Origin of the sequence: Burkholderia sp. GbtcB21 (assembly GCF_019091065.1) — a bacterium.
In the GTDB taxonomy this organism is placed as follows: domain Bacteria; phylum Pseudomonadota; class Gammaproteobacteria; order Burkholderiales; family Burkholderiaceae; genus Burkholderia; species Burkholderia pyrrocinia_C.
In genome coordinates this window covers 167,406-183,175 of the sequence record NZ_JAGXKA010000013.1, presented here as the reverse complement: position 1 = coordinate 183,175, position 15,770 = coordinate 167,406, and the positions used below count along the sequence as shown (strand labels likewise).

The window sequence follows — 15,770 nt, the reverse complement described above, 5'->3', positions numbered from 1 at the left end:
CGGTGGGCCGTCCGCGCGCCGCGCCGTTACTGGCTCGCCAGCTGCGCCTGGGTATAGAAGCCGTCCTTCACGACGATGTCGACGTTGCGCTTGGTCAACAGCGTCGGCTGCAGCAGCACCGTGTCGACCTTCTTCTTGCCGTTGTCGTATTGCGCGTTGAACGCGGGTTTCGTGCCCTTCGCGAGATCCACCGCGAGCTTCGCCGCTTCGCTCGCGATCAGCTTCAGCGGCTTGTAGACGGTCATCGTCTGCGTGCCGGCGATCACGCGCTTGACCGCCGCGAGGTCCGCATCCTGCCCGGACACCGGCACCTTGCCGGCCAGATGCTGCGCGGCGAGCGCCTGGATCGCGCCGCCCGCGGTGCCGTCGTTCGATGCGACGATCGCATCGATCTTGTTGTTGTTCGCGGTCAGCGCATCCTCGACGATCCGCAGCGCGGTCGACGCGCTCCACTCCGGCACCCACTGCTGGCCGACCACCTTGATGTCGCCGCGGTCGATCGCCGGCTTCAGCACCTTCAGCTGTCCTTCGCGCAGCATCTTCGCGTTGTTGTCGGTCGGCGCGCCGCCGAGCAGGAAATAGTTGCCCTTCGGCTTCGCGTCGTAGATGCCCTGCGCCTGCAGCTCGCCCACCTTCTGGTTGTCGAACGAGATGTAGGCATCGACGTCGGCGTCGAGAATCAGCCGGTCGTACGACACCACCTTGATGCCCGCCTTGCGCGCTTCGGCGACGACGTTGCCGAGCGTCTTCGAATTGAACGGCACGATCACGATCACGTCCACGCCGCGCGAGATCAGGTTCTCGATCTGCGAGATCTGCCGCGCCTCGCTCGCGTCCGCGGACTGCACGGACACTTTCGCGCCGAGCTGCGTGGCGGCGGCCACGAAATAGTCGCGGTCGCGCGACCAGCGCTCGACGCGCAGGTCGTCGATGCAGAAGCCGATTTCCGGCTTGTCCTTGCTCGCATGCGCGAGCGGCGCGCCAAGCGTGAGAGCCGCCAACGTGGCGGCGCCTGCCAGCGCACTCAATACGGTACGACGCGTTACGGATTTCATGTCTCCACTCCTCTTTATTGGACAACCCCATGAACGCCGGGCGGCCGCCGAAACGCGCCGCCCTTTGTCTGGCCACCACACGGCACGGCGTTATGCGGTACGACCCGCGCCTGCCGAAAACACCGGTTCGAGTGCGCGATACAGCGCGCGAAACGTCGGCCGCCGCGCGTCGCGATACCACGCGTGGCGCGCCATGTCGGGCTCGCGCACGGCCACCACCGGCGGCTGCGGGCACACCGCGTCGAGCGGCGCATCCGGTTCGAGCGCAAGATGCGCGAGCCGCGCGGCGCCGAGCGCCGGGCCGACTTCGCCGCCCGCGCGCAGCGTCAGCGCGCGGCCGCTCAGGTCGGCGAGCATCTGCGTCCAGTACGCGCTGCGCGAGCCGCCGCCGATCACCGTGATGCCGTCGGGCGCGAGCCCGGCCGCATGCAGCGCGTCGATTCCGTCGAGCAGCGCGAAGCCGACACCCTCGAGCGTCGCGTTCGCGAGATCCGCGCGCTGCGTGTCGGGTGTCAACCCGTAGAACACGCCCTTCGCATTTACGTCGTTGTGAGGCGTGCGCTCGCCGCTCAGATAAGGCAGGAACCACGGGCGGTCACGGCGCGCGTTCGCCTCGGCGTCGGCGAGCAGCGCGGCCACGCCGTCGTAGCCGGCCAGCTGCGCGGTGAAATCGATGCAGCCGGCCGCATTCAGCATCACCGACATCAGGTGCCAGGTATGCGGCAATGCATGACAGAAGCTGTGGACCGCCGATTCGGGATTCGCGCGGAAACCGTCCGACACCGCGAAATAAACGCCCGACGTGCCGAGCGACAGCAGCGCGTCACCGGGCCGCACGATGCCGACGCCCACCGCGCCGGCCGCGTTGTCGCCGCCGCCCGCGACGACCGGGATCTCGCGCAGCCCCAGCGTGCGCGCGACGGCCGGCAGCAGCGTGCCGGTGATGCGGTTGCCCTCGAACACCGCGGGCATCTGTTCGCGCGACAGCCCGCACGCGGCGAGCAGCGTGTCGTCGTAATCGCGCTTCGCGACATCGAGCCACAGCGTGCCGGCGGCATCCGACGGATCGGTTGCGAATGCACCGGTCAGCCGGTAGCGCAGATAATCCTTCGGCAACAGCACGTGTGCGATCCGTGCGAACACGTCCGGCTCGTGACGGCGCACCCACAGCAGCTTCGGCGCGGTGAAGCCGGGCATCGCGAGGTTGCCGGCGACGGCGCGCAGCGAGGGCGCGAGCCGCTCGAGCTCCGCGCACTCGGCATCGGCGCGGCCGTCGTTCCACAGGATCGCGGGGCGCAGCACGTCGCCGTGCGCATCGAGCAGCGTCGCGCCGTGCATCTGCCCGGTCAGGCCGAGCGCGCCGATGTCGTGCGGATCGATGCCGGCCGCACGCGCGTCGGCGACGAGCGCCGCCAGCGCGCCGCATGCCGCGTCCCACCAGTCGAGCGGCGCCTGTTCGGACCAGCACGGCCGCGGCCGGCTCACCGACAGCGGCCGGCTCGCGCTGGCTCGCACCGCACCGTCGCGGTCGAGCAGCACGGCCTTCACGCCCGACGTGCCAAGATCGAGTCCGATATACATGGCGTCAGCGCAGCCCGTAGATCGCCTGGTTCACGATGTTCTCGAGCCGTTCCTGCGCGCCGCTCGCATGCCGCGGGTTCACGCCGCGCGCGAGCGCGTCGGCGGCGAGCGACTCCAGCGTGTAGCCGCCCGACAGGATCTCGCGGCCGAATGCGCTGTCCCACTGCGCGTAGCGCTGGCGGCGCAGCGAGTCGAGCCGGTCGTTGCCGACCAGCACGGCCGCGCGCTCGAGCGCGAGCGCGAGCACGTCGATCGCGCCGACATGGCCGTAGAACAGGTCTTCCGGATCGACGCTCTGGCGCCGCACCTTCGCGTCGAAGTTCATGCCGCCGGTGGTAAAGCCGCCGTGGCGCAGGATCTCGTAGAACGCGAGCGTCAGTTCTTCCACGCTGTTCGGGAACTGGTCGGTGTCCCAGCCGTTCTGCGCATCGCCGCGATTCGCGTCGACGCTGCCGAACACGCCGAGCGCGAACGCGTTCGCGATCTCGTGATGGAACGAGTGGCCGGCGAGCGTCGCATGGTTCGCCTCGATGTTCACGCGGATTTCGTTCTGCAATCCGTATTGCGTGAGGAAACCGTGTACGGTCGCTACGTCGTAGTCGTACTGGTGCTTCGTCGGCTCCTGCGGCTTGGGCTCGATCAGCAGCGCCCCTTTGAAGCCGATCCGGTGCTTGTGCTCGACGACCATCGACAGGAAGCGGGCGAACTGCTCGCGCTCGCGCACGAGATCGGTATTGAGCAGCGTCTCGTACCCTTCGCGGCCGCCCCACAGCACGTAGTTCTCGCCGCCGAGCCGATGCGTCGCGTCGAGCGCATGGCGCACCTGAGTGGCCGCCCACGCGAACACGTCGGGGTTCGGGTTGGTCGCCGCGCCCGCCGCAAAGCGCGGATGCGAGAACAGGTTCGCGGTGCCCCACAGCAGCCGGACGCCCGTCGCCTGCTGGCGCTCGGCCAGGTAGTCGGTCATCCGCGCGAAGTTCTCGACGTACGCGTGCAGGCTGTCGCCTTCCGGCGATACGTCGGTGTCGTGAAACGTATAAAACGGCGTGCCGAGCTTCGTGAAGAACTCGAATGCCGCATCCGCCTTCTGGCGCGCGCGCTCGAGCGGGTCGCCCGGCTGCTGCCAGGGCCGCTGGAACGCGCCCTGGCCGAAGATGTCGTGGCCCGGCCACACGAACGTGTGCCAGTAGCACACCGCGATCCGCAGGTGCTCCTCGAGCGTCTTGCCGAGCACCACCTTCGTGCGGTCGTAATAGCGGTATGCAAGCGGGTTGTCCGACTGCGGACCTTCGTAGCGAATCGCGGGAATATGTTCGAAATACGACATGGCGTCTCCGTCCGGTTTCTTGTTGCAGTGCGGCGTGCATCGCGTTGGCATGCTGGCCGAATTCGATCTGGCTGGATCGTGCCCGCGCGCCCCGTCGCCCGCAATTGCGAAATTGCGCAGCACGCTTAACGTTTCTTGCCAGCGCGCTGCGCACGGCACGCGTTCCGTCCTACAATCGCCGGACACCAGACAGATCAGACAGCCGCGCGGCGTTGCCCGCGCGCCCGGAGACAACGGCGCGACGCCCCGGACGGCGCGCGCTTCGAGACCGAGATGAACCGCGCCCCTTCCACTCAAACGCCGCACCGCATCGCGCTGCTGTTCAACGCCAACAAGGTCTACGACCGCGAGATCATCAGCGGCATCGGCCAGTACCTGCGCTCGACGCGCGTGGTATGGGACCTGTTCCTCGAGGACGATTTCCGCTGCCGGCTCGCCGGCATCGAGCGCTTCGACGGCGACGGCATCATCGCGGATTTCGACGATCCGGCCGTCGCCGACGCGCTCGCGGGCTCGCCGCTGCCGATCGTCGCGCTCGGTTCGTCGTACGAAGATCCGGCGCAGTATCCGGACGGCGTGCCGTATATCGCGACCGACAACGCGAAACTCGTATCGCTCGCGTACACGCACCTGATCGGCGCCGGGCTGCCGCACTTCGCGATGTACAGCCTGCCCGTCGCGCAGCAGAACCGCTGGGCGCAGCAGCGCGAGCTCGCGTTCGACGGCCTCGCGCGCGCGGACGGCGTCGATGCGCCGATCTACCGCGGGCTGTCGACGAGCGCGTCGGGCTGGAACCACGCGATCGAGCAGCTGATCGGCTGGCTGCACGCACTGCCGAAACCCGTCGGCGTGATCGCGGTGACCGACGCGCGCGCGCGGCACCTGCTGCAGGCGTGCCTGATCGCGGGCCTCGCGGTGCCGGAACAGGTCGCGATCATCGGCATCGACAACGATCCGCTCACGCGCACGCTTACGCGCATTCCGCTGTCGTCGGTCATCCAGGGCACCGAGGAAATGGGCCGCACGGCCGCGCACCTGCTGCACCAGATGCTGCGCGGCGCACGTTTTCCCGACCGGCGGATTCTCGTGCCGCCCGTCGGGATCAACGTGCTCGAATCGACCCGCCACCAGCCGCTCGCGAGCCCGCACGTGATGCGCGCCCGTCACTTCATTCGCCAGTATGCGTGCCAGGGCATCAAGACCGAGCAGGTCGCCGACTACGTCGGCGTGTCGCGCTCGCTGCTCGAAGAGCACTTCCGGCGCGAACTGCAGCGCACCGTGCACCAGGAAATCCTGCGCCACAAGCTCGAAGCGGCGCAGGCGCTGCTCGCCGGCAGGCAGGCGTCGAGCGCCGAGGTCGCGATCCGCTGCGGGTTTACGTCGCTCCAGTACATGTATGCGGTGTTCCGGCGCGAGCTGGGCTGCACGCCGCGCGAATACCAGGAACGCGCGATCGCCGCGCACTGAAGCCCGCCGTTCACATCGAATCATCCTATGCACATCGATACCGATTCCTCCCATCTGACGCCCGGCGTCGCACGCGTGCCTTCCGAGCCGTGGGGCACGCTGCCCGACGGCGACACGGTGCGGCGCTATACGCTGCGCAACACGCACGGCATGCGCGTCGTCGTCAGCGACCTCGGCGCGACCGTCGTGTCGTGGCTCGCACCCGACCGCACCGGACGCTTCGCCGATATCGTGCTCGCGCACGATACGCCCGCTGAGTATGTCGAATCGGGCGCCTACCTCGGCGCGACGGTCGGCCGCTGGGCGAACCGGATCGCCGGCGCGCGCTTCACGCTCGACGGGGTCGACTACCTGCTCGATCGCAACGAGAACGGCAATCTGCTGCACGGCGGCGCGAGCGGCTTTCACCGGCAGCGCTGGGAAGTCGTCGACGACTGCGGCGGCCTGACGCTGCGGCTCGATTCGCCGGAAGGCGACGCGGGTTTTCCGGGCAACGTGAGCGTGCAGGTTCGCTACGCGCTCGACGACGACGGCACGCTGACGATCGACTACACCGGTGTCACCGACGCGCCCACGCCGCTCAACCTCACGAATCACAGCTATTTCAACCTCAGCGGCCGCGCGGGCAGCGACGTGCGCGGCCACGTGCTGAGCATCGACGCCGACGCGTTCCTCGAAGTCGACGACGCGCTGATCCCGACCGGCACCGCCGACGTGACCGGCACCGCGTTCGATTTCCGGCACAGCGCGCCGCTCGGCGCGCGCCTCGACTGGCCGCATGCGCAACTTGCAAGGGCGCGCGGCTTCGATCACTGCTTCGCGCTGCGCGACGGCGCGCGCACGGTCAGGCCCGTCGCCGGCATCTACGATCCCGAAAGCGGCCGCGAATTGATCGTGTCGACCGATCAGCGCGGCCTCCAGCTCTATACCGGCAACTATCTGGACGGCTTGCGCGTGAGGGGCGGTACGCGTTGCGCGCAACACGCCGCGCTGTGCGTCGAAGCCGGCGGCTTTCCGGACCAGGTCAACATGGCCGACCTGCGCGACGACGTCATCCTTCATCCGGGCGCCGTCTATCGTCAAACGACCCTGTACCGGGTGGCCGTTCGCGCGTAACGCGCGCACCGGCCGCCTTCGACAACAGGCGCCGGCGGCCAGGCATCGGCCACGTACGTCGCGCGTGCCGCTGCCCGGTTGCCCCGCTGCCCGTCACTGCGCGGCGCGCGCCGTGCGCACCACTACACGCACTACACGCGCCGCATCGTCGACACCAGCGCCGCGTCCTCGCCGGGCTCGGCCGGCCGCGCGTGTGCGGTGTCACGCTTCGGCTGCTGCGCGCCGAGCCCCGTGCCGCCCGTGCGCCGCCGCGTTGCATGCCGCTCGATGACCCGCTGCAGCACGCAGAACACGCACAGCAGCGCGCCGATCACGATCCGCGTCCACCACGAACTCAACGTGCCGTCGAACGTGATCAGCACCTGGATCGTGCCGAGGATGCCGACGCCGAACACCGAGCCGATCACGTAGCCCACGCCACCCGTGAGCAGCGTGCCGCCGATCACGGTCGCGGCGATCGCGTCGAGCTCCATCCCCTGCGCCTGCAGCCCGTAGCCCGACAGCACGTACAACGTGAACACCACGCCGCCGAGTGACGAGCACAGCCCGCTCAGCGCATAGACGCCGATCTTCGTGCGCGCGACCGGCAGCCCCATCAGCAGCGCCGAACGCTCGTTGCCGCCGATCGCATACACGTTGCGGCCGAAGCGCGTGAAATGCGCGACGTAGATCGCGACGGCCAGCGTCGCGAGCGCGATCAGCGCACCCGCGCTCAGCGTGCCGCCGCCGACCGGCACGCTGATGCCCGCGATCGCATGAAACGTCGGTTCGTTGATCGTGATCGACTGCGTCGTGATCAGGAAGCACGCGCCGCGCGCGAGAAACATCCCGGCCAGCGTGACGATGAACGGCTGCAGCCGGAAATAATGGATCAGCGCACCCATCGCCGCGCCGTACAGCGCGCCGAACGCGAGCACCAGCGGCACGATCACCCACACGGGCCAGTGCAACCGCTCGGCGCCGACCGCGCAGAAGATCGTTGTCAGCGCAACGACCGAGCCGACCGACAGGTCGATGCCGCCCGACACGATCACGAACGTCATGCCGATCGCGACGATCAACAGGAACGCGTTGTCGACGAGCAGGCCGGTCAATACCTGCATCGAGAAAAATCCCGTGTACATCACGGATCCGAAGCCGAACAGCGCGGCGAACAGCACGATCGTCACGACGATCGGCAGCGTGCGCGGGTCGGCGAGCCGGCCAAGGAATCGGGTCATCGGGGCGTGGCTCCGGAGGTGGCGCGCGAACGCGCGGATGGCAGCAGCCGCGACGCGTGGCGGACCACGAGCGCGCGCGCCGCGTCCGACTGGATCAGCGTCACGACGATCACGACGACCGCCTTGACGACCAGCGTCGCCTCCGGCGGCACGCCGATCGAGTAGGTCGTGTAGGTCAGCGTCTGGATGATCAGCGCGCCGAGCACGGAGCCGGCGAGGCTGAAGCGGCCGCCGAGCAGCGACGTGCCGCCGAGCGTCACCGCGAGGATCGCGTCGAGTTCGAGCAGCAGCCCCGCATTGTTGCCGTCGGCGCTGCGCACGTTGGAACTCGCGAGGATGCCGGCGACCGCCGACATCACGCCGGAGCACAGGTACACGCCGAACACGACCGCGCCCGAGCGCAGCCCGACGAGCCGCGTGGCGACCGGGTTCACGCCGATCGCGCGGATGAACAGCCCGAGCGCCGTGCGGTTCACCAGCAGCGCGGTCGCGGCGATCGTCGCGAGCGCGATCCACACCGAGCACGGCACGATCGCCAGATAACCGCCGCCGAGCGCGAGGTAGCCGGGCGCGCCGATCGGAATGATCTGGCCGCCCGTCAGCAGTTGCGCGATGCCGCGGCCGGCCACCATCAGGATCAGCGTCGCGATGATCGGCTGCATCCCGACGAACGCGACGAGCAGGCCGTTCCACGCGCCCGCGAGCAGCCCGACGCCGAGCGCGGCGGCCAGCGCCGTGCCGACCCGCGACGGATCGGCTTCGAGCACGATCGCCGCGGCCGCGCCGGCGATCGCAACGATCGCGCCGACGGAAATGTCGATCCCGCGCGTCGCGATCACGAGCGTCATGCCGAGTGACACGATCACGAGCGGCGCCGCACGGTTCAGGATGTCGATCGGCGCGCCGAACAGGTGACCGTCGAGCAGCGCGATCGACAGGAAGCCCGGACGATGCGCGACGTCGAGCGCGAACAGCAGCGCAAGCGTCAGCACCGGCCACGCAAGCGGATGACGAAACAGCGTGCGTACACGCATCATGACTGGCCTCCCGCGATCAGCCGGTAAACCTGCTCTTCGGACGCATCGGCGCCGGTCAGTTCGGCGACCTTGCGCCGGTCGCGCAGCACCGCGATCCGGTGGCTCACGCGCACCACTTCACTGATCTCCGACGAAATGAACAGGATCGCGAGCCCGGTCGCGCACAGCGCGAGCACGCGCTCCATGATGTCGAACTTCGCGGCGACGTCGATGCCGCGCGTCGGCTCGTCGAGGATCAGCAGCTTCGGGGCCGTCGCGAGCCAGCGCGCGAGCAGCACCTTCTGCTGGTTGCCGCCCGACAGCAGCCCGATCGGCTGCTCCGCGTCGCGCGCCTTGATGCCGAGCCGCGCGATATACGACTCGGCGATCTCGCGCTGGCGCGCGCGCCCGATCAGCCGCCACCAGCCGCGCCGCGCCTGCAGCGCGAGGATGATGTTCTCGCGGATCGACAGCGCGGCGACGATGCCTTCCTTCTTGCGGTCCTCGGGGCAATACGCGATCCCGTGCCGGACCGCATCGTGCGGCGACGCCAGCCGCTTGCGCGCGCCGTCGATCTCGATCGCGCCGGTGTCGGTGCGCTCCGCGGCGAACGCGAGCTGCGCGGTTTCGGTACGCCCCGAGCCGAGCAGCCCGGCCAGCCCGACGATTTCGCCGGGCCGCACGTCGAGATCGAGCGGGCTCATCATCCCGCGCCGGCCGACCTGCCGCATCGACAGGAACGGCGCGGCCGCGCCGGCCGCGCGCTCGACCGCGGCAGCGCCCGCCTGCAGCGTGTCGGACATTCGTTCGCGGCCGGTCATCTTCGCGACCAGCACGTCGACCGGCAGGTCGCGCGCCAGGTACTCGCCCTCGCGCTCGCCGTTGCGCATCACGGTGATCCGGTCGGACACCGCATAGGTCTGCTCGAGGAAATGCGTGACGAACAGGATCGCGATGCCCGACGCCTTCAGCCGGCGCAGCACGTCGAACAGCCGCGCGACCTCGCCGTCGTCGAGGCTCGACGTCGGCTCGTCGAGTATCAGCACGCGCGCATCGACGGAAACGGCGCGCGCGATCGCGACCATCTGCTGCACCGCGATCGGATACGCGTCGAGCGAGCGCGTGACGTCGAGCGACAGGTCGAGTTCGGCCAGCGCCGCGCGCGCCCGTGCATGGATCGCGTTCCAGTCGATCGCGCCGCGCCGCATCGGCTGCCGGCCCGCGAAGATGTTCTCGGCAACCGACAGGTTCGCGCACAGGTTCACTTCCTGATAGAGCGTCTGGATCCCGGCCGCCTCGGCCTCGCGCGGCGCGGCGAAGCGCACCGGCTCGCCGCCGACGCGAATCTCGCCCGCATCGTGCGCATGCACGCCGGTGAGCACGTTGATCAGCGTCGACTTGCCCGCGCCGTTCTGGCCCATCAGCGCGTGGATCTCGCCCGGAAACAACCGGAAGTTCACGCGCTGCAGCGCGCTCACGCCCGGAAACGACTTGTCGATGCCGATCATCTCGACCACCGGCGGACTCGTCATGAACCCTCCCTCGAAGCGGTCGCCGGCGGCGGCCGCCGCGCCGCCGCCCGTGCGGACCATGTCAGTATTTGCGGGTCGGCAGCACCTGCGCCGCGACGCTCATCGGGAACACCGTCTCGTTCGTCACGATGCGCTTGGGCAGCGGCTTGCCGGCGACGACGTCCTTCACCGCGCTCATCAGCTGCGGGCCGAGCAGCGGGCTGCATTCGACGTCGACGTTGATCTTGCCGGCGATCATCGCCTGGAAGCCGCCCTTCGTCGCATCGAACGACACGACGCTCACGTCCTTGCCGGGCTTGATCCCGGCCTCTTCCATCGCCTGGATCGCGCCGAGCGCCATGTCGTCGTTGTGCGCGTAGACGACGTTGATCTGCTTGCCGTAGGTCTTCGCGAACGCTTCCATCACCTGCTTGCCGCCGGCGAGCGTGAAGTCGCCGCTCTGCGATGCGATCACCTTGAACTTCGGATTGCTCTTGATCACTTCGAGCAGGCCGGCGCGGCGATCGTTGGCCGGCGCCGAGCCGACCGTGCCCTGCAGCTCGACGATGTTGATCGGGCCCGCGTCGTTCTTGTAGCGCTCTTCCATCCAGTGGCCCGCGCGCCGCCCTTCCTCGAGGAAGTCCGAGCCGATCATCGTCACGTACAGCGACGGATCCTTCACGTCGACCGCGCGGTCGGTCAGGATCACCGGGATGTGCGCGGCCTTCGCCTCGGTCAGCACCGGCTCCCAGCCCGATTCGACGACCGGCGAGAACGCGATCACGTCGACCTTCTGCGCGATGAACGAGCGGATCGCGCGGATCTGGTTCTCCTGCTTCTGCTGCGCGTCCGAGAATTTCAGGTTGATGCCGGCGTCCTTCGCCGCGCCCTTCACCGACACGGTGTTCGCGGTGCGCCACGCGCTTTCCGCGCCGACCTGCGAGAACCCGAGCGTGATCGGCTTTTGCTGCGCGAATGCGCCGGGCGCGAGTACCGTCGCCGCGGCGACGATCGCACCGGCCGCCAGCTTCCTGATGAATGTCATGGTCCGTCTCCGATGATGTCGTTGTATGCCGCGGCGCTGTTCTGTTTCTGCTTGGCGCGCGCGGTTCAGGGCTGTGCCGGGCAGCGTGTCCGGCCGGGTCGGCCCGGTATGCATGCCCCGGATCAGTCTAGGAACAAGTCCGATAACCTTCCAATGAAATCTTGGATTGAAGCGATATCGGAATCGGCATACGTATAAACACCTAAACGCGCGGGTGCGCCTGGCGTGGTGCCGGCGTCGGGCCGGCCGAGTCGTTTTGAAGGCGTGAAGGCCCGCGCATTCGGGCAATGCGTCGGCCGCGTAAGGGTTGACGACACAGGCAGCGGCGGACGACGCGTCGCCCCGAAATCGGGAACCATGACGGCCGTCGCCTCGGCGCTCGACAAAACTCAGTTCCGGCGGGCCGCCTTCCTGTCAGTCTCGCCGTTCGAATTAGACGCGACGCCGGCGGCATGCGCCCGCGCATCACCATTCGCCAGCGTCGGGTTCAACTCGCGCAGCACGCTGGCGCGCCCGCCGTCGTCATCGGGCAGTTGCGGCGTCCCGCGCGCAAACGCCGGCGCGACCGCCGCCGCGAGCAGCGCGGCGATCGCCAGTCGGGAAAGATCCTTCATCACCCGACTCCCGTTTCACTGCACGCTGACGGCCGGCACGGACGTCGACGCGGTCGCGGTGCCTTGCTCGCCGTGTGCGATCGCATACAGCTCGCGATTGCGCGCGATCGTCCGCGTGCTCGGCGGATAGTCCCAGTTCGACGTGGGCACGGTGCCGTCGCGCTGCGCCTGCACCAGATCGGCGATCACGTCGGCGCGGGTCGGGCCCGACGAAGTCTGCGCGAAAGCGGCGACCGGCGTGCCGATTGCGAGTGCGAGCAGCGCGGCGGCTGCGATCAGTCTGCGATTCATGATGAAACTCCCCAGAACGGTTCGATGAAGACGCATCGTCGATGCGCCGCCGGCGGAACCGCGGATGCGATTCGCCGCCTGACACGTTCATTCTGGTGATCGCGGCCGGCGCGACGCTGACCGCCGGATGACAATTCTGAAATCCGCCGCGCCGCACGCAGATAACAGCTTCGTAATCTTCGAGTCAGGGCCGGGTCAACGCGGCATCGTCAGACTGCACGCTCGTCGCATCGAATGCGGCGCCCCTGCCCTGCTTCGAGGAAAACATCATGTGGATCGTCCGGCTGGCGTTGCGCAGGCCCTATACGTTCGTCGTGCTCGCGCTGCTGATCTTCATCGCGGGACCGCTCGCGCTCCTGCGCACGCCGACCGACATCTTTCCGAACATCGACATCCCGGTCGTCAGCATCGTCTGGTCGTACAACGGCTTCTCCGCCGAGGACATGGCCAAGCGCATCACGTCGAACTACGAGCGCGCGCTCACGTCCGACGTCGACGACATCGAGCACATCGAATCGCAGTCGCTGAACGGCGTGTCGGTCGTGAAGATCTTCTTCCACCCCGGCGCGGACATCAATCGCGCGATCGCGGAAGCCGCGAGCAATTCCGCGTCGATCCTGCGGATCCTGCCGCCCGGCACGCTGCCGCCGAACATCATTACGTACAACGCATCGACGGTGCCGATCCTGCAGCTCGGGCTGTCGAGCGACACGCTCGCCGAGCAGCAGCTGTACGACCTCGGCAACAGCTTCATCCGCACGCAGCTCGCGACCGTGCAGGGCGCGGCCGTGCCGCTGCCGTTCGGCGGCAAGATCCGCCAGATCGTCGTCGATCTCGACACGCGCGCGCTGCAGGCGAAAGGGCTCGCGCCGATCGACGTCGTGAACGCGATCAACGCGCAGAACCTGATCCTGCCCGGCGGCACCGCGAAAATCGGCACGCGCGAGTACAACGTGCAGATGAACGGCAGCACGCAGACGGTCGCCGCGCTGAACAACCTGCCGGTGAAGACGATCGGCGGCAGCGTCGTGTATGTGCGCGACGTCGCGCACGTTCGCGACGGCTACGCGCCGCAGACCAACATCGTGCGCGCCGACGGCAAGCGCGCGGCGCTGCTGACCGTCGAGAAAACCGGCAGCGCGTCGACGCTGACGATCATCGACCAGGTCAAGGCGATGCTGCCGAAGATCGCGGCCGGCCTGCCGAAGGCGCTGCACATCTCGGCGCTCGGCGATCAGTCGGTGTTCGTGAAGGCGGCGATCCAGGGCGTCGTGCGCGAGGCGCTGATCGCCGCGTGCCTCACCGCGCTGATGATCCTGCTGTTCCTCGGCAGCTGGCGCGCGACGCTGATCATCGCGGTGTCGATTCCGCTCGCAGTGTTGACGTCGCTGCTCGCGCTCGCCGCGCTCGGCCAGACGATCAACATCATGACGCTCGGCGGGCTCGCGCTCGCGGTCGGGATCCTCGTCGACGATGCCACCGTCGCGATCGAGAACATCACGCACCACCTCGAACGCGGCGCGCCGCTCGAAGACGCGATCCTGACCGGCGCGGGCGAGATCGCGGTGCCGACCTTCGTGTCGACGCTGTCGATCTGCATCGTGTTCGTGCCGATGTTCCTGCTGACGGGCGTCGCGCGCTACCTGTTCGTGCCGATGGCCGAGGCGGTGATCTTCGCGATGGTCGCGTCGTATTTCTTCTCGCGCACGCTGGTGCCGACGCTCGCGATGGCGCTGATGCGCGCGAAGGGGCACGGCCGGCCGCCGCGCGGCGTGTTTGCTCGGATCGCACGCTTCCAGGCCGCGTTCGAGCATCGTTTCGAGGCCGTGCGGCTGCGCTATCGCGCGCTGCTGTCGGCAGCGATCGCGCGCCGCCGCCGTTTCGCGGCGGCCTTCCTGCTCGCGTGCGCCGCATCGACCGCGCTGTTCGCGTTCGCCGGCCAGGATTTCTTCCCGTCGATCGACACCGGCGAGATCCGTCTGCACCTGCGCGCGCCGACCGGCACGCGGATCGAGGAAACCGCGCGCCTGACCGACGAAGTGGAAGCGCGCATCCACGACGTGATTCCCGCGAACGACATCGCGAGCGTGCTCGACAACATCGGCGTGCCGGTCAGCGGGATCAACCTCACGTACGACTCGTCCGACCCGATCGGCACCGGGGATGCCGACGTGATGATCACGCTGAAGCCGGACCATGCGCCGACCGCCGCATACGTCGCGAAGCTGCGCAACCTGCTCGCGCAGTCGTTCCCCGGCGTGACGTTCGCGTTCCTGCCGGCCGACATCGTCAGCCAGATCCTCAACTTCGGGCTGCCCGCGCCGATCGACATCCAGATCGTCGGCAACAAGCTCGACCAGAACCGCGCGGTCGCGAATGCGCTGCTCGCGAAGCTGCGCGGCGTGCGCGGCCTCGTCGACGCGCGCATCCAGCAGCCCGGCGACGAGCCCGCGATCAACGTGAACGTGGACCGCACCAAGGCGATCCAGGCCGGCCTCGAACAGCGCGACGTCGCGCAGAACCTGCTGATCGCGCTGTCCGGCAGCTCGCAGACGACGCCGAACTTCTGGCTCGACCCGCGCAACGGCGTCAGCTATCCGCTGCTGGTGCAGTCGCCGCAGTATTCTGTCGATTCGCTGCAGGCGCTCGCGAACGTGCCGCTGCCGGCAGGCACCGCGCGTTCGCCGCAGACGCCGGCCGGCGGCCCGGCGGCCGGCGCGCCCGCGCAGAACCTGCTCGGCTCGCTCGGCAGCTTCTCGCGCGCGACGCAGCAGGCGGTCGTATCGCACTACAACGTGCAGCCGGTACTCGACATCTTCGCGTCGGTGCAGGGGCGCGATCTCGGCGGCGTCACGGCCGACGTGACCCAGCTCGTCGACGCCGCACGTGCGCAGTTGCCGCCCGGTTCGTCGATCGTGCTGCGCGGCCAGGTGCAGGCGATGCACGAATCGTTTGCCGGGCTGCTCGGCGGCCTCGCGCTCGCGATCGCGCTCGTCTACCTGCTGATGGTCGTCAACTTCCAGTCGTGGCTCGACCCGCTCGCGATCGTCGGCGGCTTGCCCGCGTCGCTCGCCGGTATCGCATGGATGCTGTTCGCCACGCGCACGACGCTGTCGGTGCCCGCGCTGACCGGCACGATCCTGTGCATCGGCATCGCGACCGCGAACAGCATCCTGGTCGTCAACGCGGCGCGCGAGCTGATCGCGGGCGGCGCGCCGCCGTGGCAGGCCGCGCTCGACGCGGGCTTCAGCCGCTTCCGCCCGGTCGTGATGACCGCGCTCGCGATGCTGATCGGCATGCTGCCGATGGCGCTGGGCCTCGGCGACGGCGGCGAACAGAACGCGCCGCTCGGCCGCGCGGTGATCGGCGGGCTGGCGTTCGGCACGCTGTCGACGCTGCTGTTCGTGCCCGTCGTATTCGGCTTCATCCACGCATGGCTCGACCGGCGCCGCGACGCGGCTGCCGCGCGCCGCGCACAGGACACGCCGGCATTGCGCTGATCGCGGCTTCACCTCGACTCCCTTCGA

The 15,770-nt window shown here is 68.8% G+C and carries 12 protein-coding genes; 3 read left to right on the top strand and 9 right to left on the bottom strand.

Going from position 1 to position 15,770, the window contains the following annotated elements; translation table 11 throughout:
• Positions 1–26: 26 nt before the first annotated feature.
• From xylF to xylA, 3 genes are all read right to left on the bottom strand, one after another.
• Entirely contained in the window at positions 27–1,055 is a 1,029-nt protein-coding gene (gene xylF / locus KVT39_RS26290; RefSeq protein WP_217590541.1) for a D-xylose ABC transporter substrate-binding protein, read from the bottom strand.
• A gap of 90 nt (positions 1,056–1,145) precedes the next feature.
• Positions 1,146–2,636 carry a xylulokinase gene (gene xylB / locus KVT39_RS26285; RefSeq protein WP_217590540.1) on the bottom strand — a complete coding sequence of 497 codons (1,491 nt, stop codon included), beginning with the start codon at positions 2,634–2,636 and terminating at the stop codon, positions 1,146–1,148.
• Between the two features lie 4 nt (positions 2,637–2,640).
• Entirely contained in the window at positions 2,641–3,963 is a 1,323-nt protein-coding gene (gene xylA / locus KVT39_RS26280) for a xylose isomerase (protein WP_034182607.1), read from the bottom strand.
• A 273-nt stretch (positions 3,964–4,236) separates the two neighbouring features.
• Here xylA and KVT39_RS26275 point away from each other — a divergent pair, with 273 nt between their 5' ends.
• Positions 4,237–5,430: a DNA-binding transcriptional regulator gene (locus tag KVT39_RS26275; protein ID WP_034182436.1), complete on the top strand. Its 1,194-nt coding sequence runs from the start codon at positions 4,237–4,239 to the stop codon at positions 5,428–5,430.
• Positions 5,431–5,457: 27 nt separating this feature from the next.
• On the top strand, positions 5,458–6,546 hold the full coding sequence (locus tag KVT39_RS26270; protein ID WP_034182437.1) for an aldose epimerase family protein: 1,089 nt from the start codon (positions 5,458–5,460) through the stop codon (positions 6,544–6,546).
• 131 nt (positions 6,547–6,677) lie between these two features.
• Here KVT39_RS26270 and yjfF read toward each other — a convergent pair whose 3' ends face one another.
• The 6 genes from yjfF to KVT39_RS26240 all read right to left on the bottom strand — a co-directional run bounded on the left by yjfF (position 6,678) and on the right by KVT39_RS26240 (position 12,243).
• Positions 6,678–7,766 (bottom strand): galactofuranose ABC transporter, permease protein YjfF, encoded by a 1,089-nt coding sequence (gene yjfF, locus KVT39_RS26265; protein WP_034182438.1) that lies wholly within the window; start codon positions 7,764–7,766, stop codon positions 6,678–6,680.
• Positions 7,763–8,803 carry an ABC transporter permease gene (locus tag KVT39_RS26260; protein ID WP_217590539.1) on the bottom strand — a complete coding sequence of 347 codons (1,041 nt, stop codon included), beginning with the start codon at positions 8,801–8,803 and terminating at the stop codon, positions 7,763–7,765. The genes yjfF and KVT39_RS26260 overlap by 4 nt, the downstream gene beginning before the upstream one ends.
• Complete coding sequence (locus KVT39_RS26255) at positions 8,800–10,314, bottom strand: sugar ABC transporter ATP-binding protein (RefSeq protein ID WP_034182608.1); 1,515 nt, start codon at positions 10,312–10,314, stop codon at positions 8,800–8,802. Before KVT39_RS26255 ends, KVT39_RS26260 begins: the two co-directional genes overlap by 4 nt.
• 61 nt (positions 10,315–10,375) lie before the next feature.
• Positions 10,376–11,338: an ABC transporter substrate-binding protein gene (locus KVT39_RS26250; protein WP_034182440.1), complete on the bottom strand. Its 963-nt coding sequence runs from the start codon at positions 11,336–11,338 to the stop codon at positions 10,376–10,378.
• A gap of 389 nt (positions 11,339–11,727) precedes the next feature.
• Positions 11,728–11,952, bottom strand: coding sequence for a hypothetical protein (locus KVT39_RS26245; RefSeq protein WP_034182441.1), 225 nt, complete (start codon positions 11,950–11,952; stop codon positions 11,728–11,730).
• Positions 11,953–11,967: 15 nt separating this feature from the next.
• The gene (locus tag KVT39_RS26240) at positions 11,968–12,243 is read right to left on the bottom strand and encodes a DUF4148 domain-containing protein (RefSeq protein WP_034182442.1); all 276 of its coding nucleotides are present in this window, start codon (positions 12,241–12,243) and stop codon (positions 11,968–11,970) included.
• Between the two features lie 269 nt (positions 12,244–12,512).
• Between KVT39_RS26240 and KVT39_RS26235 the strand changes: the two genes are divergently transcribed.
• A complete protein-coding gene (locus KVT39_RS26235) occupies positions 12,513–15,743 on the top strand; it encodes an efflux RND transporter permease subunit (protein WP_034182443.1) in 3,231 nt (1,076 codons plus the stop codon).
• Positions 15,744–15,770 lie beyond the last annotated feature (27 nt).